The sequence below is a fragment of the Liquorilactobacillus aquaticus DSM 21051 genome (assembly GCF_001436755.1).
Classification (GTDB): Bacteria; Bacillota; Bacilli; order Lactobacillales; family Lactobacillaceae; genus Liquorilactobacillus; species Liquorilactobacillus aquaticus.
Window position 1 is genome coordinate 322,389 of sequence record NZ_AYZD01000011.1, and the last position, 24,212, is coordinate 346,600.

18 protein-coding genes and 2 tRNA genes are annotated in these 24,212 nt (G+C 36.9%); 14 read left to right on the forward strand and 6 right to left on the reverse strand.

The features are described 5' to 3' along the window. Positions 1–107: 107 nt before the first annotated feature. Positions 108–1,481, reverse strand: coding sequence for a Na+/H+ antiporter NhaC (gene nhaC / locus FC19_RS03285; protein ID WP_057875564.1), 1,374 nt, complete (start codon positions 1,479–1,481; stop codon positions 108–110). A gap of 801 nt (positions 1,482–2,282) precedes the next feature. On the opposite strand from nhaC (FC19_RS03285), the gene nhaC (FC19_RS03290) reads away from it, so the two are divergent. Then, positions 2,283–3,710 carry a Na+/H+ antiporter NhaC gene (gene nhaC, locus FC19_RS03290; protein ID WP_057875565.1) on the forward strand — a complete coding sequence of 476 codons (1,428 nt, stop codon included), beginning with the start codon at positions 2,283–2,285 and terminating at the stop codon, positions 3,708–3,710. 289 nt (positions 3,711–3,999) lie between these two features. Here nhaC (FC19_RS03290) and FC19_RS03295 read toward each other — a convergent pair. Together FC19_RS03295 and FC19_RS03300 are read right to left on the reverse strand one after the other, a co-directional pair. Then, positions 4,000–4,071, reverse strand: a tRNA-Asn gene (locus FC19_RS03295). Between the two features lie 120 nt (positions 4,072–4,191). Beyond that, a complete protein-coding gene (locus FC19_RS03300) occupies positions 4,192–5,031 on the reverse strand; it encodes an aldo/keto reductase (protein WP_057875566.1) in 840 nt (279 codons plus the stop codon). A 235-nt stretch (positions 5,032–5,266) separates the two neighbouring features. Between FC19_RS03300 and FC19_RS11430 the strand changes: the two genes are divergently transcribed. After that, positions 5,267–5,407: a hypothetical protein gene (locus FC19_RS11430; RefSeq protein ID WP_157061242.1), complete on the forward strand. Its 141-nt coding sequence runs from the start codon at positions 5,267–5,269 to the stop codon at positions 5,405–5,407. Between the two features lie 291 nt (positions 5,408–5,698). Here the strand turns inward: FC19_RS11430 and FC19_RS03305 are convergent. From FC19_RS03305 to FC19_RS03315, 3 genes are all read right to left on the reverse strand, one after another. After that, positions 5,699–5,771 (reverse strand) — tRNA-Lys (locus FC19_RS03305). Between the two features lie 126 nt (positions 5,772–5,897). Further along, the gene (locus FC19_RS03310; RefSeq protein WP_057875567.1) at positions 5,898–6,458 is read right to left on the reverse strand and encodes an ECF transporter S component; all 561 of its coding nucleotides are present in this window, start codon (positions 6,456–6,458) and stop codon (positions 5,898–5,900) included. A 2-nt stretch (positions 6,459–6,460) separates the two neighbouring features. Continuing rightward, positions 6,461–7,321, reverse strand: a complete 861-nt coding sequence (locus FC19_RS03315) for a pyridoxamine kinase (protein ID WP_057875568.1) — start codon at positions 7,319–7,321, stop codon at positions 6,461–6,463. A 304-nt stretch (positions 7,322–7,625) separates the two neighbouring features. On the opposite strand from FC19_RS03315, the gene yycF reads away from it, so the two are divergent. The 12 genes from yycF to FC19_RS03370 all read left to right on the forward strand — a co-directional run bounded on the left by yycF (position 7,626) and on the right by FC19_RS03370 (position 23,319). After that, positions 7,626–8,339, forward strand: a complete 714-nt coding sequence (gene yycF, locus FC19_RS03320; RefSeq protein WP_057875569.1) for a response regulator YycF — start codon at positions 7,626–7,628, stop codon at positions 8,337–8,339. Between the two features lie 38 nt (positions 8,340–8,377). Next, positions 8,378–10,246, forward strand: a complete 1,869-nt coding sequence (gene walK / locus FC19_RS03325) for a cell wall metabolism sensor histidine kinase WalK (protein ID WP_057875570.1) — start codon at positions 8,378–8,380, stop codon at positions 10,244–10,246. Further along, a complete protein-coding gene (locus FC19_RS03330; RefSeq protein ID WP_057875571.1) occupies positions 10,236–11,564 on the forward strand; it encodes a YycH family regulatory protein in 1,329 nt (442 codons plus the stop codon). Before walK ends, FC19_RS03330 begins: the two co-directional genes overlap by 11 nt. A 37-nt stretch (positions 11,565–11,601) precedes the next feature. Further along, a complete protein-coding gene (locus FC19_RS03335) occupies positions 11,602–12,405 on the forward strand; it encodes a two-component system regulatory protein YycI (protein WP_057875572.1) in 804 nt (267 codons plus the stop codon). Positions 12,406–12,460: 55 nt separating this feature from the next. Then, positions 12,461–13,279 carry an MBL fold metallo-hydrolase gene (locus FC19_RS03340; RefSeq protein ID WP_057875573.1) on the forward strand — a complete coding sequence of 273 codons (819 nt, stop codon included), beginning with the start codon at positions 12,461–12,463 and terminating at the stop codon, positions 13,277–13,279. Positions 13,280–13,512: 233 nt separating this feature from the next. Further along, positions 13,513–14,745, forward strand: coding sequence for a S1C family serine protease (locus tag FC19_RS03345; protein WP_338037336.1), 1,233 nt, complete (start codon positions 13,513–13,515; stop codon positions 14,743–14,745). A 455-nt stretch (positions 14,746–15,200) separates the two neighbouring features. Continuing rightward, positions 15,201–15,680 carry a 23S rRNA (pseudouridine(1915)-N(3))-methyltransferase RlmH gene (gene rlmH, locus FC19_RS03350; RefSeq protein ID WP_057875575.1) on the forward strand — a complete coding sequence of 160 codons (480 nt, stop codon included), beginning with the start codon at positions 15,201–15,203 and terminating at the stop codon, positions 15,678–15,680. A 626-nt stretch (positions 15,681–16,306) separates the two neighbouring features. Continuing rightward, positions 16,307–16,429, forward strand: a complete 123-nt coding sequence (locus tag FC19_RS11895) for a hypothetical protein (RefSeq protein ID WP_268872810.1) — start codon at positions 16,307–16,309, stop codon at positions 16,427–16,429. A gap of 134 nt (positions 16,430–16,563) precedes the next feature. Further along, complete coding sequence (locus FC19_RS03355; protein ID WP_057875576.1) at positions 16,564–17,703, forward strand: hypothetical protein; 1,140 nt, start codon at positions 16,564–16,566, stop codon at positions 17,701–17,703. A 797-nt stretch (positions 17,704–18,500) separates the two neighbouring features. Beyond that, positions 18,501–20,186, forward strand: coding sequence for a DUF927 domain-containing protein (locus FC19_RS03360; protein ID WP_057875577.1), 1,686 nt, complete (start codon positions 18,501–18,503; stop codon positions 20,184–20,186). A gap of 87 nt (positions 20,187–20,273) precedes the next feature. Next, positions 20,274–21,680: a recombinase family protein gene (locus FC19_RS03365; RefSeq protein WP_083488321.1), complete on the forward strand. Its 1,407-nt coding sequence runs from the start codon at positions 20,274–20,276 to the stop codon at positions 21,678–21,680. A 1-nt stretch (position 21,681) separates the two neighbouring features. Further along, positions 21,682–23,319 carry a recombinase family protein gene (locus FC19_RS03370; RefSeq protein WP_057875579.1) on the forward strand — a complete coding sequence of 546 codons (1,638 nt, stop codon included), beginning with the start codon at positions 21,682–21,684 and terminating at the stop codon, positions 23,317–23,319. The last annotated feature ends 893 nt before the right edge of the window (positions 23,320–24,212 follow it).

Genomic DNA, 24,212 nt, shown 5'->3' on the forward strand with positions numbered 1-24,212 from the left:
GTGGGTTTTAGTATAATAATAGCACACTGGTAAAAACTGTAAAAAATAAAAGGGTTACCGATGTTTCACATGAAACATTGGTAACCCTTTTATTAGCAAAAAGAATCTTATTTTTTTGTGTATTTTATTCCAATTCCTGTTAGAGCACTTAAAAATGAAAAAAGAGGTGAAAATAAACTGAAAAAAACAAAAGGAAGGTAGGTAAGGGTAGGAACACCGAATGTTCCGGCAACAAAGCTGCCAGCGACTCCCCAAGGAATAAGGTAGTTAATAACAGTCCCACCATCTTCCAAAGCACGGCCTAGGACAACAGGATCAAGCTGTTTTTTCTTATAAACACTTTTAAACGCATTCCCAGGTAAAATAACTGATAAAAATTGCTCACCGACGAAAATGTTAGTGCCGATACTTGCTAAAAGTGTCGCTGAGATCAAACTGGAAGTTGATACGAGTTTGTGGGCTATTGCATTCATAGCTGTCTCAATTAAGCCAGTTTCCATCAAAAGACCGCCTAGTGATAAAGTTAAAATAATCAGGGCAACTGTAGGCATCATACTCTCAATTCCACCACGTGAAAGTAGTAGATCGAGCTGCTTATTACCAGTGTGCGAGACAAAGCCGCTTTCAATTATTGTTCCTAAAGATTTAAAGCTAGTGTGAGGATTTTGAATGAAAATCATTCCGACTGAAATACAGATATTTAGTAGAATAGTGAAAACAGCAGGTATTTTTTTCCAAGCACAAATAAACATAAATAAAATTGGAATTACTGCCCAAAATGAAATAGAAAAGTTTTCTTCTAATACGGAGACGACGTTCCTAATCTGTTTCAAGCTGGCACTGTGATTGTTCCAACCTAATATACAAAATAAAATAAGCGAACAAATAAAGGCAGGGACGGTCGACCACATCAGATTCTTAATATGCTTGAATAAATCCGCTTCAACGACGGCCGCCGTTAAGTTAGTAGATTCTGATAAAGGCGACATTTTATCGCCAAATATAGCACCAGAAACGATCGAGCCAACGACCAGTGCGGGGTCCAAACCAAGTGTTGTTCCGATGCCGAAGAAAGCAATTCCAATAGTCGACATGACAGTAAAAGCACTCCCAACAGCACTTCCAACGACAGCACAAACAACAAAGATGGAAGGTACAAAAAACTTAATGCTGATAATCTTGAAACCGACGACCATCAGAGTCGGTATGATACCAGCCTTTATCCAGACGGCAATCAGCGAACCTACTAGAATAAAAATGAAAATCGGGACGATACCTGGTTGAATTCCTGAGATAATTCCCTTATTCAAAAGTGCGAGGGGAAAACGCCGCATCCAAGCATAGAGCATGGTCAGACTGATTGAAAATAGAATTGCAATACTAGGTGTCACTTTTAAAACGATAACGCTCAAAGAAATACTCAAGATGATCACAGCAAGAACGATGCTGGTTTCGAGTAATGATATTTTTTTTGCGTGCATTGATTTGTCCTCCTAAATTATGAATTTAAACTTTATGATTTCAAAAATATTTTTTTATCAAAAAATCGCCCTTAGCTAATGCTAAGGACGATTTCACTCGTGGTACCACCTTAATTTTAAAACGATAGACGTTTTTCTTTAAAAAAATATTTAAATGTAAATAAACTGATTCAACGTAATTCGAAATTTAAACTTGATCGGTTCGCAGCAACCACCGACTTTCTGGACGCTCAGTTCAAATTCTACTGAATTGAATTTAGATAATGTGCAACACATCGAAGTACGAGCTTGATGATATACTATGGCACATGACTTGTCAAACATTCGATTTTGAATTGAATAAAATTTTTATATCATCTCAAGAGATACCCCATGAATTTATCAGCAGTATAATGAAAAGGTGGGTTGACATTAAAGGTATGGCATGTTAATCTTTGCATATTCTAATAAATGAACGTTGAATGCCATAATAAGTAGTCTCTCTATCTGGGTGTCAGGAAGTCGGTGGTTGCTGCGAACCGATCAGGGTAGTTTGATCAAATACATTGGCAGAGTTTCTCTGAACGGTTAATAACTAGACTCCGTTATCGTCTAGTGAGTGGAAGATATGTAACAGTTTATCTTCAAACTGGGTGGTAACACGGAAATTCGTCCCTATTGCAATAATTGCAATAGGGACTTTTTTATTTTAAAAAAGGATGATGATAATGATGGAGACTTTTGGTGGGATGGCAGGTTATCAATATTACCGTTAAATAACAAAAATGAGCGCTAAATTTTAATAAATGGGGAGTGTAACGAATGAATGAAATTAAAAAAATAAGTGTGGGCGAAGCAAGCGGTATTTTGATTTTAGTGTTGCTGATAATGGGCGGAGGAGTGATTGGCTTTGGGCTTTCACCACAAGTCCCAGTTATGTTAGCGATGGGGACGATTATTTTATGGGCAAAGCTAAGAAAGTTCAGTTGGGCGAGTGTTAATCTAGGCATTAAGGATGGAATTGAAAAAGGAATCATACCTATCTTTATTTTTATATTGATCGGTGCCATGATCAGCACATGGATCGCTGCGGGGACGATACCGTCATTGATGGTTCTAGGATTTAAAATAATAAATGTCCGCTGGTTCCTTCCTTCGGTATTTGTAGTGTGTACACTTGTGGGAGCAGCAGTTGGAAGTGCGTTTACAGTAGCTTCAACAGTGGGGATCGCCTTCATGGGCATGGGAGTAACAATGGGCTTAAATCCAGCTATGATAGCAGGTGCTATTATTTCAGGAGCAATTTTTGGAGACAAACTTTCTCCTCTTTCAGAAACTAACAATCTAGCATCAGCGGTGGTAGATACGGAGTTGTTTGAGCACATCAAAAACCTTTTATGGTCAACGCTCCCAGCGGGAATATTAACTGCTGTTCTTTTCATGTTTATGGGGCATGATGATTCTAATATGAGTTTAGGGAGAATTAATCGAACAGTTGCTATTTTAAATGCAAATTTTAATGTCTCATTTTGGGCAATAATTCCAATTATTTTAGTTTTTGTATGTGCTGGGTTAAAGATGCCAGCTGTTCCAACAATGCTCTTGAATGTATTTGTCACTAGTGTCATGATTTTTATTCAGGATCCGCAAGTCCCATTGAAGCAGTTAGCGGAAATCATCACAAATGGTTTTGTTGCTAAGACAGGGAACGCAACAGTCAACACACTATTGTCTCGTGGAGGAATCGTTAGCATGATGCCAACTGTTGCCTTGATTGTTTTGACCTTGTCTTTAGGGGGGCTTCTTGTAAAATTTGGTTTAATAAAAACAGTAATGGATCCATTGGCAAAACATCTTAATAGTGCTGGCAAGTTAATAACCGCTGGAATTTTCGTATGTATTGGTGTTAATGTTTTTGTGGGCGAACAATTTTTATCGATCATCCTGCCTGGCCGGGCATTTAAACAAGCATTTAATGCGGGCGGTTTAGCCAATAATGCTTTGGGTCGTGTCCTTGAAGATGGAGGTACAGTTATTAACTACTTGGTTCCTTGGGGAGTTGGGGGCGTTTTTCTAGCTAATACATTAAGTGTTCCGACAGTGCAGTACTTACCATTTGTCTTTTTCAGTCTCCTATGCCCACTTTTCTCGCTTCTAAGCGGCTTTACAGGAGTTGGGTTGAAACGAATCATTGATACAAAGACCACATTGGTTGGCCCAAACAGAATAAAAGAAGGGCAGGCTAACTAACTTTTCTTAAATAGAATTTTTTTGTACTGGAGCTACACCATATAATATGGTAAATATTGAGAAATTTATTTCAAATAAGTATGAGATATGATATTTTAAACAGCGATCGTCATCAAATTAACTTTCTGATGAAGATCGCTGTTTAGGTCTGTTCTCTGCTAGCTATATTTTTCTGCGGAAAGTAGTAATGTTATTGAATAAAATTGAAGATTTGCGGGTCAAGATTAGAGTATGAAAAAAAGAAACTTGCATAATTACAAGTTTCTCTTTTGTATCGATATGTTATAAACTGCTCAGGTAGGATTCGAACCTACGACCTCTTGATTAACAGTCAATTATTCTACCACTGAACTACTGAGCAATGATGATTAATAGCACATATATATTTATACCATATCAATTATGCTTTGTAAACATCTTTTTTTAACTAGTAAGCAATAGTATTCAGTGGCTAATTGAGTGTATATTCAGCGGAGAAAAGTTAGTCGAACTCCTCGTATTCGTTAGGATCTTGATTATCGATTCGTCCATCACTTTGAGTTAGTTCATTGATTGCAGCAATTTCTGCAGCAGTCAGTTTAAAATCAAAGATGTCTAAATTAGCACGCTGATGAAGTAAGTTGCTTGATTTAGGAATGGGGACAACATCTCGGTCAATATGCCAGCGCAAAATTATTTGTCCAACGTTTTTATTGTACTTATCAGCAAGCTTTTTGATTATTGGCTCTTGCAAAGCTTTGCTTCCGCGTCCGAGAGGGCTCCATGCTTCGGTCACTATTCCACGCTCTTTATTTGCTTTCAGCATTCGTTCCTGATTCCAGAATGGGTGGACTTCAATTTGATTGACTGCAGGAGCAATACCGGTTTTATCGATAAGACGATCAAGATGTTCTGGTTCAAAGTTTGAAACACCGATCGAACGAATCAGTCCCAGCTTGCTTGCTGTGATAAGAGCTTTCCACGCTTCAACATAAAGCTTTCTCTTGGGCAACGGCCAGTGTATCAGATACAAGTCAAAATATGATAATCCCATTCGACATAGTGACTCCTGAATACTCATCAGTGCGTCATCATAATGATGGTATTTACCAGGAAGTTTTGACGTAACAGTAAATTCTGAACGTGGAATACCAGAACGACGGATAGCTTCACCGACAATGCCCTCGCTATCATAGTTAGTTGAGGTGTCAAGTAAGCGATAACCATCCTGAATGGCGGAGAGAACCTGATCGATTCCCTGACCACCACGTATTTGATAGGTTCCAAGCCCGATTGAAGGAATACGATGACCATCGTTAAGCGTTATTTTAGAATTGTTCATGTGATGTGGCCTCCTTATTGATAAACATTAATTAAACAGAATTCATTTCAAGCGTGTAACTCCACAGTAATACTTTGGAAGAGTTTTGTGAAATATACTGCTTTTACTAACTCAAATTGTTTTAAAAGTGCTGTGAAAATTAATGTTAGCAGGCGTGAAATTATTAAAAAAGCGGATGAAATAGTGCAGCAGCATATGGTATCATTAAAACAGAGCTCTGGAAGGGGGTGAGCTTGTGGATAAAAAAGAAAAGGGTCTTATTTTTACTAGAATTGATGATATTGAATCAGTATTACGAGAAGGCCGCAACGTTTTAAGCACTTCAGAAGTTATCAACGTACTGCGTTCTCTTAAGAATGATATCAATACGATCTAAGCGCAAAGTAACTTATTTTTAGTTAGATAAGCAAGTAAATTAATATTCGTATGTATGCAAGACAAATGGGCATTAATTTATTTACTTAGATAGGTGTTACGGGCTGACAATAGCGGCAAGAAACCTCATAAAAAAAGTCTAAGATAAGGTCGTTTTGATCTTGTCTTAGGCTCTTTTAGTTTTTTTAGCGTACTATTTTTCAGTGTATCAATGCTAGCTTTAGTTTTAGGTACAAAAAAACCAGCAACAACGCTGTTTTAACAGTCGTTGTTGCTGGTAGTAAACCTCTGATGGGTGGCCAGGGGATCGAACCCTGGACCCACGGATTAAGAGTCCGTTGCTCTGCCAGCTGAGCTAGCCACCCATATCTCATCAACAAGAAATATATTACCATTTATATTGATGAGATGCAACCTAATTTTAAAAGAAATTTGAAAGTTCGAATATTTATGCTGAGGATCAGGACTTATTTTGTGCCAAGCAAGTAAAATTAATTGCGCCTTTGATTAATGGTATTAAAAATTCGCTTCAACAAGAAATAGAGAAGTGGGACACAGATAGCAGTTGAAATAGAATTGATCACAGTTGCTGGGAGACTTAAGAAGGAAGCAACCACAGCCGTATTGAATGATGTTCCAACCATCAGGGCTTCAATAATTGATGTGCAATAAGATGTTAAAATTTTAAGTGTTCCAGCGGCAATCGCAATGATAATAATATTTTTTTTATTGTCATTATAATTAAAACTTTTTAAAAGAAAGCTGACGACTAATGCTACAAGAGCAACTTCTAACATCGTGAGCCATGAAGTTAGAGCATAGCCATTCAAGATATCAAAACCGCCTAAGCCGATTATTCCCGCCAAAGCGCCGTTCCGCAGTCCAAGAAACAAAACAGCCAGAATGGCTAAAGTATTGCCGAAATGAATAAATGGTCGTCCAACCAGAGCTGGAATGGGTATTCTAAAAATGAAAATCCCAAGATAAATAAGAGCAGTAAAAAGTCCGGTCATAATAATTGCTTGAAGTGAATTTTTATTGTAGTGTAACATGATTAGTTCCCCCTTTGAATGTGGGCTATTTTGTTCAAAAGATTTGGCAGATGTGGAGCATAGTTAACTCCATAGCGTGTATCAAAGCCTGGAATTTCAAGTGTACTTTGAATGGAATCACTGACGAACTCCATTGCAGTACTAACAGATGTTTTGATGTCTGCGCCTTTCAGCAACATGATAAACAAGATGCTGGCAAAGATATCTCCTGTCCCAAAATAGTTGCCGGGTATTTTCGAGATCTGCTGGTCCCATATTTCCCGGGAAATCTCATCGCAGCCGAGTACTGCTATCTTGTCGTTAACCAAGTGGACTCCGGTCAAAATAATTTGCTGTTTGTTAAACACTTGGACTAATTCTTCCAGTAAATCTTGTGCTTCAAGAAGAGATAGTGCCCGGTTAGATGGTGGTTTGCCTAAAAGCAATGCCGCCTCAGTTACATTGGGAGTAATCAAGTGAGCTTTTTTTACCAAATTACGCATACCTTCAATGTAGCCATTGTCAAAACCATGGTAGAGATGTCCATTATCCCCCATAACTGGATCAATAAGACTGAATGTTTTGGGAGTAACTAATTCTTCGAAATGCTGCAAAAGTGTATTTAAAGGTCCTTGACCTAAATATCCTAGGTAAACAGCTGAAAAGTTAAGATTGAGAGAGTTCCAATGGTTAACGATTTTTTCGATTTCACCGCTTAGATCAAGATATGTATTAGTACCGAATCCACCTGTATGAGTGGACAGCAAAGCAGTTGGAAGAACAGTGGGTCTAAGCCCCGCGGCCCCCAGCAAAGGCAAAGCAACACTCATAGAAACTTGACCAACGCAGGATAAATCCTGAGCAACTAAAACATCTGTCGACATCTGTGCACCTCCTTGAATTCTTATAGAGTAAGAATATTATAGCACAATTAGATGTATACCCTTAAAGCATTCTCTTCATTGTCAAGTCAATGATGCAAGCAGAAGGCTAGTTGGTTTTAAGTTAAGGATAGGTTATAATGAAAAAGGCTATGATTTGGCGAATTATAATTATGCAGAGTCATTAAAAAAATGACTGCAGATGTGCATAGATTGTTAGTATAGTAAGCAAAGCAGTTTTTTAAAGATAATCGACTGTTGGCTGAGTACCTAGAATGATTAGGTATTTATTGGAAGGAGTATGAAAATGAAGAAGATATTAGTTGTGGATGATGAAAAACCAATTTCTGATATAGTAAAATTTAATTTAACAAAAGAAGGCTTTGACGTTTACACAGCTTATGATGGGGAAGAAGCTTTGAAACAGGTCAAGGAGGTAAATCCTGATCTGATTTTGCTTGACATTATGTTGCCTAAAATCGATGGACTTGAAGTGGCACGTGAGGTAAGAAAAACACACGATATGCCTATTATTATGGTGACAGCCAAGGATGCTGAAATAGACAAGGTTTTGGGGCTGGAGCTGGGAGCCGATGATTATGTGACAAAACCTTTCTCTAATCGTGAGCTGGTTGCGCGTGTTAAGGCCAATTTGCGACGACAGTCAAGCGCGGCAGCGACTGCTCAAACTGAGGAGGAGAACAAGGACAATGAGATTACCATTGGTGATCTAACAATTCATCCAGAGGCCTATATGGTGTCTAAACGTGATGAAAAAATCGAATTAACGCATCGTGAGTTTGAATTGCTTTATTATTTGGCAAAGCATATTGGGCAAGTAATGACACGTGAACATCTTTTACAGACAGTTTGGGGTTATGATTACTTTGGTGATGTTAGAACAGTTGATGTGACAGTGCGTCGGTTGCGTGAAAAAGTTGAAGATAATCCTAGCCGCCCAACATGGTTGGTAACTCGCCGCGGAGTTGGATATTATTTACGTAATCCAGAAACAGAATAAGTTGCGAACATTTCTAAGATTAGGTCAGTGGAGTTGTAATGAATAAAAAACTACATTTTTTTCAGTCTATACACTTTAAAATAGCTCTTGTTTTTGCGTTGTTATTTCTAATAACGTTTCAAATAATCGGAGCTTATTTTGTGCAACAATTGAAAAAGGATAACTTGAAGACTTTTAAGCAACAAGTTGAGCTGTCGAGTTATGTTGACAATTCTTTGATTGATAATCTTTCCAAAACAGATACTAAAAGCGCCAACTCCAATATTCGTGATATTTTAGAAGACATCAATAACTCAAATGTGACCCAGGTTCAAGTTGTAGATACCAAGGGAACAATTCGTGGAGACAGTGATGTCAATAGCCAAGCTTGGGTTGGACAGAAGACAACTGACGAAGATATCAAGCAGGTTCTTTATAATGGTAGAACATATAGTAAGCTAACTTACGATAAGACAGATGATAAGCGGTATTATGTCTCGATTACACCTTTGTTTAGTTCAAGCGGTAGTACTAACACTTTAGTCGGAGCCGTTTATCTCAGAGCAAGTCTAGAACAAGTTTATTCTTCTCTTAGCAATGTAACAGTTATCTTTTTCTCTGCTTCACTAATAGCAACAGGGTTAGGTTTGTTTTTAGCTATCCTAATTTCACGTGCTATTACACAGCCGATTGATGAAATGAAAAAGCAGACAGCGCGAATTGCACGGGGGGATTATTCTGGTCAAGTTCATGTGTATGGCAATGATGAATTAGGACAATTGGCACAAGCGGTTAATAACTTATCTGTTCGTGTTGAAGAAGCTCAGGAATCCTCCGAAGCTGAACGGCGACGATTAGATAGTGTTTTGTCGCATATGTCTGATGGGGTGATCGCGACTGATCGCCGTGGCAATGTTATTATCATGAATGAAACAGCCTCTGAAGCACTCAATATTGACGCAGCTGATGCAGATGGTCAATCTATTTTGGATATATTAAACATTCGTGGACGTTATACATTGCGTGATTTACTGGAAAAGCATGATGAAATCATTCTTGATTTGTCTGACGAGGAGCATGAACAGGTATTGAACGCTTATTTCTCACTGATTCAGCGTGAATCAGGTTTTATCAGCGGACTTGTATGTGTTCTGCATGATGTTACGGAACAAAAGAAAATTGATCGCGAACGTCGTCAATTTGTTTCGAATGTTTCGCATGAATTGCGGACACCTTTAACAAGTATGCGCAGCTATATTGAAGCATTGAATGACGGCGCATGGAAAGATCCTAACGTGGCACCTAATTTTCTAAAAGTGACACAAGATGAGACTGATCGAATGATCAGGATGATCAATGACTTGCTGAGCTTGTCACGAATGGATTCAGGAACATCAAAACTGGATTTAGAGTTAGTTAATTTAAATGAGTTGTATAATTATATTCTCGATAGATTTGATATGATGCTGAAGACAGATAACTCTAGTGACAATACTGAAAAGGTTAAGAAAAATTATACGATTAAGCGTGATTTTACACGCAGAGAACTATGGGTTGAGATAGATACGGACAAATTTATGCAAGTCGTTGATAATATCATGAATAATGCTATTAAGTATTCACCTGATGGAGGCGTAGTTACTTGCCGTCTTTTAGAAACACATAATCATGTTATCTTAAGTATCTCTGACCAAGGTTTGGGAATTCCTAAAAAAGATGTCTCGCATATCTTTGATCGCTTCTTCAGAGTTGATAAGGCAAGATCACGTGCTCAAGGTGGAACAGGGCTTGGCTTAGCTATTTCGAAAGAAGTAATTGAAATGCACGGAGGCAAAATATGGGTCGATAGTATAGAAGGAAAAGGATCAACATTCTATATCTCATTACCTTATGAAGAATATGAGGGGGATCTGTGGGATGAAAATTAGAAACTTTTTATTGCACTTTGGGCTGACAGTTACCGTAATTCTCAGTGTGGTTTTAACCACCATTATCTTAACAAATCCGGCAACCTTTCAACGAGATTCGAAAACAACGACTTCACCTGGAGAAAATGACACTGCAACGACGAGTACTAAAACGATAAGCGATGTTTTTGTACCTGTCCAAACAATTTTGAATCAAGATCGGGAACAGTTTCAGCTGTACAGCTCAAAAACGAATCTGGTTAACAGTCTTCGTAAAGAGATCCGCAAGTGGGGTGCAGGGAAAAATGTCACCAAGACAACTTTTAAGAACGAAGAAGAGTATGTTGCGTTTCTGGAGCAAAAAAATGCTGTTGTACTGAATTATTCAGATTATGTGACGATAAAGTTATTTAACCAGACTTTCTCACAAAAAATTGAGAAGCATCAAGGTGAAAAGTATAATCGAATCTTGATACCGCTAAATCAAAAAAAAGTGATTTATTTGATGAATGATCAAACTAGAGGGGTCTATAAAGTCTCATTTAGTAAAAAGAATGTCAAAAAAATCAGAACACTGTTGAAGAACAATGAGATTAAGCGCTTGCAGATGGAGTACTATTTATTAGGTGGGCATCTAGCGATATTCTATTTGAATTCCGTTCAAGTACCGCAGTACAGTTATTTGATTAACAAGGCAAATGCAAGCTCTTTTGTTACACAATTATTGGATTCTAATGGTGGGGATTCGATTTCGACTAAAATGCAAAAAAATAAGGTAATTTATTCAGATGGCGCAGACAATCGTATGACAGTTATGGACAGCACTAGTCAAATAAAATATGCTAATTATTCTAATTCTGACTACAGCAATAATACGATAGAGCGGCGTCAGTCATTAAATGACCATTTAAGAAAGAGTTTTGCGAAGCTGAATTCAATCGGTGCATCGCTTGATGATGTCTATTATTCAGAGTATGATCAGTCAAACAGTATGACGATATATCGTAGTTATGTCTCGGGATTTCCTATCATTGACAAGCACAACTATGGTGCTTTTAAGATTCAGACAATGAATTCAGGAGGCTTAAAGTATGATTTTTCATTACTGAGTTTGCAGGTTCCTGTGCCATCGGGTGGAAAAAACGTTACTTTGCCTTCAACGACAGATGTCTATCAAAATTTGATAAATGCCGGTTACTCAGCAAGCAAACTGAAAAATATTCAAATTGGTTATAGCTGGAGAGAGAATGACGCATCGAGCTTAGTTATAGACTTGGTGCCGACTTACTTCGTGAATTATGCAGGCAAGTGGACAGACTATAACGAATTGTTAAACTAGACTTTGAGGAGAATTAGATGAAAGGACGGCGTGAGGAATGAATTTTAAGCGAATTGAACTGATTTTCTTTGTTGCGTTTATTGCGCTGGACATCTTTTTGTTTGCTTCGTATACACAAAAGGATGATGCGGTTGAATCAACGACCAATACATCATCAAAGAACACAACTACATCGGTCATGAAAAGCATCCACAATGATCAGATATATTACGGAACATTGTCTAATAAGAAGAGACAAGGTTTTTACATTGCAAGCCCGATCAAGGGCAATCTTAAGGAACAGGCGGGGCAACTTCAAGGGGTAATCTGGTCGTATAACAATCATAAGCTGACGGTTGATTTCGGAACTAGCATAAAGGTTAAAGACACCGACAACCCACAGAAAACATTGAACACGGTTGTCAAAGATGACACTAAGGTCATCGATGGTGACGATTATCAGTATGATAAATATCTGTCAACTAATAAAACGATTGTATACACGCAGAAGGCTCTAAACTCACCAGTGTATACATCCAATGGTCAAATTCGGTTTACGATAAAAAATGGATATGTTACAGAATATACTCAAGGTCATTTAGCAAGCATCGAGATATTACGTGAGAAGAAACCAATGATCAGCCAGCAAAGAGCATTAATCTGGTTGTATCAGTACAATAAATTAATTAATAACAGCACAGTGGAATGGGTGCGCTTAGGGTATACGCAGTTATTGACTGTTAATGACAGCATTGTATATATCCCAACATGGGTGATCAAGGTAAAGAGCGATTCTTCTGGAAGTGTTCAGTATCGAAGAATAAACGCATTTACGGGTGCCTTTATGGAAGAAACAGACTAACTTTAATTGTAATTGGATAGGCGAAGACAGAGTTGAGAAAAGGAAGATAACAGAAATGGCTATAGAAAATCAACAGGAAGATACGATGAAGATCAGTGTTCTAGCCAGTGGCAGCACTGGTAACGTTACATATATCGAGACACCTAAACGTAAAATACTTGTTGACGCAGGTTTAAGCGGCAAGAAGATAGCTGGTTTGATGAAGTCAATTGGTCGTGATTTAAACAATGTCGATAGTTTATTAGTGACACATGAACATAGTGATCATTGCAAAGGAGTGGGTGTGCTTGCCAGAAAATATCATCTTAATGTTTATGCGAATGAAGGCACATGGGATGCGATGGCACACAAAATAGGTAAGATTCCGACTGAGCAAAAGCATCTTTTTGGAATGGGTAAAACAATGTCATTCGACGATCTTGATGTCGAGAGTTTCGGTGTCTCGCACGATGCAGTAGCTCCGCAGTTTTATCAAGTGCACCACAATGGTCATTCATTTGTTATTTTGACAGATACGGGATATGTTTCCGAAAATGTTGAGGGAATCATCCAGAATGCTGATGGATATTTGTTGGAATGTAATCATGATGTTGAAATGCTGCGTATGGGTGGATATCCATGGCCGCTTAAACAAAGAATATTAAGCGATCGCGGACATCTTTCCAATGATGATGGCGCAACTGCTTTAATGGATATTTTGGGCAGAAATACTAAAAAAATATATCTTGGGCACTTGAGCCAGGACAATAACGTTAAGGAACTTGCACATTTAACTGTTGCATCATCCATGAAACAGCATGATTTTGGTGTTGGCCATGATTTTAATCTTTTTGATACTGATCCAGACAAGGCAACGAAATTAACGGTTATTTAACAAAACGGTTTTTTTAGACAAACTTAGGATTTAATTCATGCTTTTTTCAAACTTTATCGTTAAAATGAAGACATACGTAAGTATGGAATATTTTAATTGGGAGGGAGGGAAGTGTTTTTTCCTGATGATGAGAAAACACAAAACTCATGAAGAATGGTAATGAGCAAAAGGAAAAAGAAGCAAAGTACAGTGAAGTGAAAGCCTCTAAAAATAGCAGTGGTAGACGTTTCGGCATGTTGAAAATTTTTATAATTGCCTTGTTAGGTGGTGTATTAGGCGGCGGAGCGATAGTCGGTGGTTATACACTCTATCAGCAGAGCGAATCAAGTTCAGTTACAACAGATAACTCTAAGGGACAGACAAGTGTCAGCAATATTAAAGTCAATGTAAGTACACAGAGCACTAAGGCATTCAATAAGATTCAAAATGCAGTTGTCTCGGTCGAGGCTTACTCGACCAATAGTTCTAGTGATTCGTTAGATGATATTTTCGGCTCAGAGTCGGGAAGCAGTAGTAGTTCAACTTCAGAAAGTGAAGGGTCGGGGGTAATATATAAAAGGACAGGTAACACGGCTTTTATTGTTACTAACAATCATGTTATTTCTGGGTCGAATAAGGTTGAAGTGCTTCTAAATAGTGGGAAAAAGGAAACAGCGACAATCGTGGGACATGATTCTGTTACGGATTTAGCTGTTTTAAAAATCAATGCACAAAATGTTAAACAAGTAGCGTCATTTGGCAATTCTGATAATATTCAAGTTGGTCAAACGGCCCTTGCGATCGGGTCTCCATTGGGTTCAACATATGCTACTTCGCTGACTCAAGGAATTATTTCAGCTAAGAAGCGGACGATCGATACTACAGATAGCTCAGGTGTAAATACGGGGCAGACAACTGTTATTCAAACTGATGCAGCAATCAACCCAGGTAATTCAGGCGGCCCATTAGTCAATCTATCTGGTCAGGTTATTGGGATAAATTCCATGAAACTGGCAAACACTGGAACAAGCTCATCAACGACGAGCACGACTTCAGTGGAAGGAATGGGTTTTGCGATTCCAAGTAATGAGGTTGTCAAAGTTATTAATTTGTTGGTAAAAGATGGAAAAATCAAACGTCCAGCATTGGGAATCTCATTAGTAGATTTGAGTTATGTTTCAACGAGTGATCAGAAATCAGTGCTTAAGCTGCCGACAAGTGTAACAAGTGGGGTTGTCGTATTAAAAGTCTCCAGCAAGTCTCCACTTAAGTCAGCTGGGATATCTAAATATGATGTTATTACTTCTTTAGGCGGCAAAGATGTTAAAGGATTGTCTTCTTTGCGCGAGGCGTTGTATAACCATAAGATAGGTGATACAGTTGAAATCAAATATTATCATGACGGAACACAGAAAACAGCAAATATTAAGCTAACTCTTGAGGCTAACGATACAAATACAACAACATCTTCAAGTTCGGGGAATTAAAGTAAGATAAAGTTTATAGATAATTGTAGATTAAAAAAAGGTACTTGGTGTGGATGAAAATCACGCTGAAGTACCTTTTTTTTTGAGGAAAAAAGTGAAAAACTGTTTATTTGTGGACAAAAAAGTGATTTACTTGAAAAGTAGTTGTTGAAAAATAGCTAAGTAGTTGATATGTTAGTGTTTTAGATGGCTGAAAGTTATCCACAAGTGAGCTTGAAGGCTGTTAGTAACTTTCTTTGAACTAAAATAATTCAAGCTTAATCGCTGGTATAACAGCGTTTTTGTAAAATAAAAAGTTAAATAGCCTTTGTTGATAACTGTGGATAACTAATTTGAGCTTGACAAAAGTGAAATAAATAAATGTTGTGACGAAAATTTGTTCGGTCCAAGATATAGAAAACGTCCTGTGGATAAGTGGATAACTTTGGGGATAACTTGTGAAAAGGTGGAGAGTTATGAACATCAAAATCATTGTTGTGGGAAAATTGAAGGAAAAGTATTTGAAACAGGGAATTGCAGAATACACTAAAAGACTTAGCAAATTTTGCAAATTTAAGATTGTTGAAGTTGCGGACGAAAAAGCACCTGAAAAATTGAGTGAAGCAGAAATGATGCAGGTTAAGGAAACTGAAGGTGAGCGAATCTTAAATAAGATCAAGGATAAAGAATATGTGTATGCGTTGGCAATTTTAGGGAAGGAGCGGTCTTCTGAGGAAATGGCACAAGAATTGCAGAATTTGGGAACTTATGGACACAGCGATTTAACCTTTGTCATAGGTGGATCGTTGGGTCTGAGTGAAACAGTGCTCAAACGCGCTGACACACAAGTTTCATTTGGGCGCTTTACACTACCACACCAGTTAATGCGTCTTGTACTAACAGAACAAATCTACCGGAGTTTTATGATCAATGTGGGAAGTCCCTATCATAAGTGATGCGGTTTGTCAGTGTATGAATGAATGGTTGAATCCAAAAGAAATAGGTTGTACCATCAAAACTCAAAATATAGGAGACCCACGAGGTTCAGTACGTACCTCAAATAGTGGTAGATTACCGTTGGAATACTCTTGTTTCTTTTAAATTTTATATTGGAAATAAGAATATAATGCATTTTAGTGTTTTTAAACTGGATTTTAACTAATAAAAACGTCAATAACCAGTTTTTTATTGAATTTTCCAACCAATGTGGTTTTCTGCATGCTGGAGTGTCTGAGCCACAGACTCCTGATGCGCCTGATTGTCGACAAATGGGACAAACCTGATAAATTTACTTCAGAGTTCCTATTGCAAGCTCAAGCTTTTACGGAGTTTTTCGGTAATAAAACAATAGGATTAGACTATTACATTTCAATTAAAATTATATTGATATATTCCTGCTAATGCGATAGTTTGGGTACTGAACGCGGTATCTAGTAATTCTTGCGGCTAATCAATATTTTTATAGTACAGAAAAGGATTGGTCATCATAAATGGTGTAAAATTGGCCATTAGATCATGTAATGAGAGAGGTAAATCATTGTTACTACATCAATTGTTGAATCTTTTTGAATAAGATCATAAAATGGAATCAAGTGATATTGGTTCAATTTTGAATAGGAAGTATGGCATAGCGTATCATAACGAGATTCTTGCAACAATTATTGGTGTACTGTTAAATAGATTTAATGGAAAATTGTCGGATTGAAATTAAAATAGTTAAAAGTTTAATTGAAAAGCCAAGTCGTTCACATTTACGAGGAATCAGACAATTTTTAATATAGTAAGAATAAAGTTAATGTTCAGTGTAGGTAATAATTTTTTCGGAGGAGTTTTTTACCAGTGTTAGTTAAGGATATTTTAGATTGTATACCCAAAAGCTACAAGCCCAGAAAAAGCACAAAAAAGATAGATGTTAGACAGTATTTTCGAGGAAGTGAGAGTATAAATCAAACTCTTGAAAGCCTTAAAATTTTATGTATATCTGAAACATTTGTTGAAAATACAGAATTAAGTGCGAAAGAAGTTGTGTCTGGTAAGTTACAACTTAAAGAAGAAAAGATAGAAAATAGAGAGTGTATTGTAGCATTTATGCTAATAACAAGTTACAAGAAGCTTTTCACATCTGTTAATTTAATAGCTGAGGAATTAAGTATTGACCTTACTAAGGATGATGAAAGCTTAAAGAGAGCATTTTATTCAGTTGTGCATTTTGCCAAAAATAAATTAGGAACTGAAATAATTGAAAAAAACGTATTGGAAGACTTGCTTTCCAAACAGCATAGTTCTTTTAAAGATAAATTGTCTTTTATTGGGGAGATGAACAGAGCAGTTTGTGATGACGATTTTCTATTGAACTCAAATGGCAGCATAGTAAAGAATAGACATTTTCATGAGTCTGGCAAACAATTGCTAGTACGGTTGTTTGCGTTGAAACGTATTTTTGAGGCAATAGATATGTATAAAACTTATAGCAGGAATCTTTATAATCCTGCAAACAGAGGTTATGAATGGCCAAAGGACTTTCTAGGTCTTAAAGAATTTGCACTTTATGAAACAGGGTTGGTCGATGAAGTTAGTGTTAATAAAGAATATACACAAAGAATACGTGAAAATAGTGTTAAAAAGATAAGCAAAAAACGAGCTAAGCTTTTTGCGAATATAAGTGGGTACAATAAAGAGGCAGTTAAGGCTATTATAGTGGAGATACTATTTCCTAAAGTAGTTAATGACGATAAGCAAGTGGAAGATGAGAGTACTGCAATTATAAATTTGCTTATGAATGAAAATATTCCCCAAAAATATAAGAAAAATAAGAAAAAAAAATTGGAAATGATAACCTCATTAAGAGGGGCTATGGCTAGCACAAATAATGTGCTTAGAAGTTTACAGCAAGAAAAGGAAGAAATACAGAAAGTTATTAATGTTTTTAATGTTTGTAAATATATAAAAACAAATGGCAAAATAAAAGAAAGTCATTAACAAGTTAACAAAAATTAAATCGCTGATGTAATCGGCTTAAATGTAAATATACTTATAAATTGAGGAAGAGTCTGGGACGTGATTCGGAATCGATAAAAAATGAGATAGAAAATTTTCGAATTTTCTATCTCATTTTTTTATTTCTTCAAATCATTGAACAAACATGATGTTTTTATCAGGTAATACAACGTTAATGTCAATTTTATTCCAAGTTTTTGATAAAATTTTGGCCGAAAATCGCTGAAATGAAAATGATAATTAAATTTTCAAGTTAGCAAGAATTTGGAGAACACAGTAACCTTAAAAAAATTTTTTTAAGAGCGAGTACAAACTCCATATGCTAGTTATATTCTATTTTTGTAAGCTAACAGGTTTACGAAATAATTAAAGGAGGAACTAGTTATGATCAATTCAATAACAGAAATAATACTAACTTAAATTAAATATTTTATCAATAATTCTGAAATTCAAAAAAATTTCAGTTTTAAAGCCTTTTGCATAGGTATCAAAGAAGTTGAAGAATTCTCGGTAAATGTGGGTTGGAAAAGCGCTTATCAAGATAAGAACGGATGTAAGTTCAGATGGGCAAACTAAACCGTGATTGATGGCAGTACAGTTGTTGGTAATAAAATTGCATCAATTGCTGCTCTCATCAGTGGATTCTATTGTTCAGCTTAAAGAGCCAAAGAAAATTTCGCGGGGAGCAGATTAAGCTGTGTTGTGGCGATGTACTCGCTATTGCTTAACCTTAATTAAACAAAAAATATTTATATATAATAATTTTGGAGGCGTTTTTAATGGATATCAATAACAACATCATACCGTACCCTTATTACTTGCAAAACACGTCTATTTATAGACGTGAAAAAGATGGGGCTAAATTCATTACTCCTGTCATGGGAATTGTTGGTCACTATCGAAGCTTGGAAACTCATGCTGAGATGTACGATTTGGAATATTTTGAATCTGCAACGGGATGTTTTGAAACTATTAGAGTTGATGGGAATTCTTTCACGTCACAAGGAATTGAAAAGTTGATCGCGAAGGGGATTAATTTTCCGATTCGAAATAAGCTCGAGGTACTTGATTATCTGATATCACAGAGAGGGTGTGTTCAAATTCAATATTACTACAATTCAGTCGGTTGGATAGAGAAAAATGATTGGCAAGACAATAAGCTGTTTGCGCATGATACCCTGATAAGTTCAAAAGAATGGGCTGGATTTAATGAGGGGGCACGGTACGACCTTGTTTCACGTGGAACTTTTGATGCTTGGAACAATATGGTTCAACAGGAAGTCATGGGAAATACGGCCTTAGAATTTGCTTTGGTTCTAGGAGTCTCATCAACACTGGTTCCGTTGATTTCTTTCATCAATCCAGACATTTCCAATCTCCTCGTTCATATTGTGGGGCAGTCTTCTTCGGGGAAAACAACCAGTGCGCAACTTGCTGCTTCAGTTTCTGGTCGGCCAACTACTAACAATAGGGGCCTTAAACGAACTTGGGCGACAACTCAGAATGCGCTGATGGCGACTCTTAATAACAATTTTGGTATTCCAATAATTCTAGATGAGCTATCCATGTCTAAAATTAGTGATATGACTTCGTTGGTTTATCAATTAGTGGATGGAAACGAAAAAGCACGTTCAAATCAGGATGCTGGGCTAAAGCAAATTCGTAATTGGAGTACTACCATTATTAGTACAGGAGAAGCCCGGGTTACTGATAAAATTGCTAAAAATGATGGCTTACGGGTCAGGATACTTGAGTTATCAGATGTTGAATTCACGACCAGTCCAGAGAAGGCAGAGTATATCAAAAGTGTGGTGGTGAGAAACTATGGTTGGTTGCAACCTGAATTCGTAAAAAGACTCATAAATGAAAAAGCTGTTTGGAATGCTATTCCAGATTATTATGAGCAATGTGTCACACTTTGCATTAAACAACTTCCAGAGTCAAAATACCGAAATCGTATTGCAGGCCGGAATGCTGTACTTATTCTAACCGCTCTTCTTTTAAATAAATTAATGGGGACAAGTATTGATTTGGAAAAGCTACATGGGTTTGTTGTTGAGCATACAGATGATGAGCAGCTCGGTCAGGATGTGGGACAAGCAGCATTATCGGATGTCGTGCAATATCTGATACGGCATCAACGAGACCTTAAATCGTATGTTGACGACTATAACACACCGTTGAACTTAATTGGAATGTTTATCCGCCCGGAAGCCACTGATACAAACATTCGTATAGCTATTTTAAAAAATGAAATGACACGAATACTTGATGACTTGGGCTACGAAGACAAGTCAACAGTTTTTAGATTATGGAAACAGCGCGGAATATTAGAAAGTGAGAAAGATCGAAAAACCAAGCGGGTCACGATAAATAGTCAACGTGCAGTAACCTACACTTTGAAATTGGATTGGGAGTATCGTAAGGAATTTTTCGTTCTCAATAAGAAACAATTCTTAGACTAAGAAGGAGGTCAAATATCATGGGTCAAAAAAAATTGACATTAGAAAAATTTGCGGAGCAATTGGTTCAGATTATTATTGAATTTATGAATGAAGAAGGGGAATAACGTGAGAAAAAGGGCTGTTGGATATGCTCGTGTTTCAACTATTAGACAAGCTTCACAGGGTTTTTCCCTGTTGTCTCAAAGCCAAAGGATAGCAGGGATTGCACAAGAGCGCGGCTGGGATTTGAAGATGTTTCAGGATGAAGGTTTAAGTGGATATCACATGTCTAATCGTCAAGGGATACAGAGTTTGATAACAGAAATAAAATGCACCAAGCAAATTGACTATCTAATCATTACTAAACTTGATCGTCTGAGTCGTAATGCAAAAGAACTTTTGCAACTGATGGAGTTATTTCGTAAGAATGGGGTGACATTAATCAGTTTGACTGAACAATTGGATGATTTAACAACATCTATGGGAATGGCCCAAGCACAGATTTACGGAGCTGTTGCAGAATTTGAAAGATCGATTATCCAAGAAAATGTGCGCTTGGGTTTGGCTAATAAGTTTCAGCAGGGGCGAGTGATTTCATCTCAGTTACCATACGGATATTTTTTCAATGAGCAACACAAAGTCCAAATTGAAACAGCAACCTCGGAAGTTGTTAAATTTCTGTACAAAACATATCTGGAAGGTAAGGGGTATCGTAAACTATCAACGTTGGTTAGAGAAAAATTTAACACGAAACTTCGGCCGGTTAATATAAAGAAGATCTTGATGAATCAACGTTATATTGGGATAGTTAAAACGAATTACGGAAAACGTCAAGATATGTATCCAACAATTATAGAAAAACAGACCTTTGCTGATGTGCAGACATTAATGACAAAAAAAAGACAAAACTGTCCAAGAAGAAGAATCAAAAAAGAACCACAATTGTTACATGGAAAGCTAGTCTGCCCTGTGTGCAAACACCATATGTCAGATAATCGAGTATGCTCAAACGGGAAGACGTACAACTATTATTATTGTAGTGTGGGTACGAATTATCCACGACAAGACAAAGCGTACCATTCCTATCGGCTTAAAAGTACTGATATTGAACGAAAAGTTACTGAAACAATTCGCACTATTTTTAAAAGTGAGGTTTTCCAAGGCCTTTTCGTTAAAGCTGTGGTACGACAACTTTCCGCTAAGAAAAAGGTAAAGGCGTACGAGAAACACGTTACTGACCGTAAGCAAATTTTTATGCAATTTGAAAACGGTGAATTAACTGTGGAACAATTGAAGGAACGACTAACAATCACTAATGACAGAGATGCACTAAGAAACCGACAACGTAAAGTGAATTTGAATATGATTTTGGGGTCGTTTTTAAAACTAGGACAACAAGGCTTTGTTGATTTGATCGTAAGCAGTATAACCGTCGATAAAAGAAAAAATGTAAAATCTATTTTATTAGGTAAAGGTGAATTTGACCTCGTACACTTACAAAAGGAGCTGTTATGATTTGGCTGAAATAAAGGTAAAAAGGACAGTTGGATATATCAGAGTTTCTACCAGGGATCAAGCATTAGAGGGCTACTCGTTGGATGCTCAACGGCAAAAAATAAATGAATTCTGTCAACATGATGATATGAAGCTAATAAAGATTTACGCTGACGAAGGAATTTCTGGAAGTAGTGTTACAAAAAGGCCTGGAATTCAAGAGCTTCTTGAGGATGCTAAAAGCAAAAAATTTGATATGGTTGTTGTCTGGAAAAACAGCCGAATTGCACGCAATACGAAAGATCTGTTGGAGATGGTCGATCTCTTTCAAAAAAATGGAATAGGCTTTGCTTCTGTGTCAGAAAAAATAGATCTTGACTCAGCACAAGGAAGATTCATGTTCACAATCATGGGCACGGTTAGCGAACTTGAGAGAAATAACATTGCAGAAAATGTTTATCTTGGTATGTATAAAAGAGCGCAAGAGGGATATGCAACTGTTGGGCGGGTTTTGGGATATAAACCGGGAATTGATGAATTAGGAAAGAAAATTTTAAAGATTGAGCCTGAAGAAGCAAAGATCATTCGTCTGATTTTCAATTTGTTCGATCAAGAAAAGGGATTGAGGGCGATCGCTAATGAGTTAAATCATCGAGGCTATCAAACAAAAAATGGTAATGAATTTTCGACAATAGCAGTTAAAGGTATTATCGATAATCCGTTATATGTTGGACAAGTACGCTATGCCAAGTATCGTAATTGGGATAAGAAAAGACGCAATGGTTTAAATGAAAAAATGGTACTAGTGCAGGGAAAACATGAACCCATAATTTCACAAGAACTTTGGAATCGAGTGGAGGCGAGGCGAAAAAGTACTTCAAAACTTCCGGCATGGGACCATCAAGGTACTAATATATTGACGGGATTGTTGAAATGCCCTGCGTGTGGTGGACCGATGGCAGCAAGTAATACGACCAATACTTTGAAAGACGGAACTAAAAAACGTATTCGTTATTATAGTTGTGCAAATTTTCGTAATAAGGGTAGCAAAGTTTGTCATGCTAATTCAATTCGTGCAGAAGAAGCCGAAACACTAGTGATGAAAAAATTATTATATGTTGTAACTGAGCCGAACATCGTACAGATCATTGCGAGAAAAATGGACAAGGAAAAGAATGCAAATATTCAACTATTGCAAGAGATTGTCTCTAATAAGGAGGCTATTATGAAGGATTTAGAGGCAAGAGTCAGCAAGTATGAGGATCTTGGAAGGGAAGATGCGGTTCTTGCACAGAGTATAGCATCCAGAAAAGTAGCTTTAATTAATGAAATTGTGGGGCTGCAAGCAGAAATTAATCAATGTTCGAAAAAAATATTAGCGTATGGAAACGGGCCAACGAGTACATCGATAAAAAGGGTTGTAAGTTTGATCAAAGAAATCATTTCGAACAAGGAACGCAAGTACCTCAAGAGAATGTTTGCATTGTTTATTGATAATATCCAGTTTAGCCGCAAAGAAAAGTTAATTTGGGTAGAAATGTTTTTCGATGATAAGGTTGTACAGCAGATAAAGAAGCATCAACGAGAAGGAGCGGGTTCCCTGAAGGGAGCACCTGCTCCTTCTTTGCAGTCACACGAAGAAATAATTATAAAAGTATAGAACAATATTGATAAAATTATATTTTTATGATTAATCGTGGATAAGCTTGGCAAACTGTAAGTCGCTTTTATATGAATGTCTGTAAATGTATATTGTTCTGTTTAAAATATAACGGGAAAGCGGGAATATCGATTTGGATAGCTTTAAATTAAACATATTTTTGCCCAATTTGTAGGGGATAGAAACCATATAAAGCGGGAAACAGAACTAAATTGTGCTATGAACAGCTGAATGATTATCTGAAAACTAGGATGTGGATGTCGAAGCGCTTGATAACTATGGATTCAGAATGAGCAAGATTGTGACTCTTGAAAATATACAGTCTTCACAATGGAATTTGTTTCAAGAAAAATAGAAGTAACCTCGGAGCAACAAGCTACATGTAATTGAATAATGCAACAGGGTCAGTTAATAGAACATCATGCTGAGTTATAACACCAAGCAAATGAGGGGGAAAGGGCAAACACAGATATTACAATTGATTTTATGAATTTTCAAGCGAATATTCATCAATGAGCGTAATGACCACCGTTAGATTTATATATTATTAAAATGAATGCAGCTAATCAAGTTGTGTTTTTTATTTTGAATATAAGGAGGTTTGAAAGGAAAATGTAAGGCAAAGTAACTTCTAAAGTGAAGTAGCGAAAGGCGTGATTAGTGCCTAAAATATCTAAAGGGCGACAATTGGTTTGTATTTTAAAAAACTATGGAGGAGGACAGCTATGAAAGAATCGATAAATATTGAGGCACTTCAGTCTTTCTATAAGGGACTTAGTGAAATAGTAGGGGTTGATGCAATGTTGGCAGTTTATGAACATTACCGAGGATCACAATTAACAATTCCGACTCATCTGTATGATAGAAAATTGGCTGCAAAGCAAGTAATGAGT

Coding starts and splice junctions, on each gene's coding strand:
- nhaC (WP_057875564.1), bottom strand. CDS start 1,481: ATGCACGCAAAAAAAATATCATTACTCGAAACCAGCATCGTTCTTGCT.
- nhaC (WP_057875565.1), top strand. CDS start 2,283: ATGAATGAAATTAAAAAAATAAGTGTGGGCGAAGCAAGCGGTATTTTG.
- FC19_RS03300 (WP_057875566.1), bottom strand. CDS start 5,031: ATGAACAATTCTAAAATAACGCTTAACGATGGTCATCGTATTCCTTCA.
- FC19_RS03310 (WP_057875567.1), bottom strand. CDS start 6,458: ATGTTACACTACAATAAAAATTCACTTCAAGCAATTATTATGACCGGA.
- FC19_RS03315 (WP_057875568.1), bottom strand. CDS start 7,321: ATGTCGACAGATGTTTTAGTTGCTCAGGATTTATCCTGCGTTGGTCAA.
- yycF (WP_057875569.1), top strand. CDS start 7,626: ATGAAGAAGATATTAGTTGTGGATGATGAAAAACCAATTTCTGATATA.
- walK (WP_057875570.1), top strand. CDS start 8,378: ATGAATAAAAAACTACATTTTTTTCAGTCTATACACTTTAAAATAGCT.
- FC19_RS03330 (WP_057875571.1), top strand. CDS start 10,236: ATGAAAATTAGAAACTTTTTATTGCACTTTGGGCTGACAGTTACCGTA.
- FC19_RS03335 (WP_057875572.1), top strand. CDS start 11,602: ATGAATTTTAAGCGAATTGAACTGATTTTCTTTGTTGCGTTTATTGCG.
- FC19_RS03340 (WP_057875573.1), top strand. CDS start 12,461: ATGGCTATAGAAAATCAACAGGAAGATACGATGAAGATCAGTGTTCTA.
- FC19_RS03345 (WP_338037336.1), top strand. CDS start 13,513: ATGTTGAAAATTTTTATAATTGCCTTGTTAGGTGGTGTATTAGGCGGC.
- rlmH (WP_057875575.1), top strand. CDS start 15,201: ATGAACATCAAAATCATTGTTGTGGGAAAATTGAAGGAAAAGTATTTG.
- FC19_RS11895 (WP_268872810.1), top strand. CDS start 16,307: ATGGAATCAAGTGATATTGGTTCAATTTTGAATAGGAAGTATGGCATA.
- FC19_RS03360 (WP_057875577.1), top strand. CDS start 18,501: ATGGATATCAATAACAACATCATACCGTACCCTTATTACTTGCAAAAC.
- FC19_RS03365 (WP_083488321.1), top strand. CDS start 20,274: ATGAAGAAGGGGAATAACGTGAGAAAAAGGGCTGTTGGATATGCTCGT.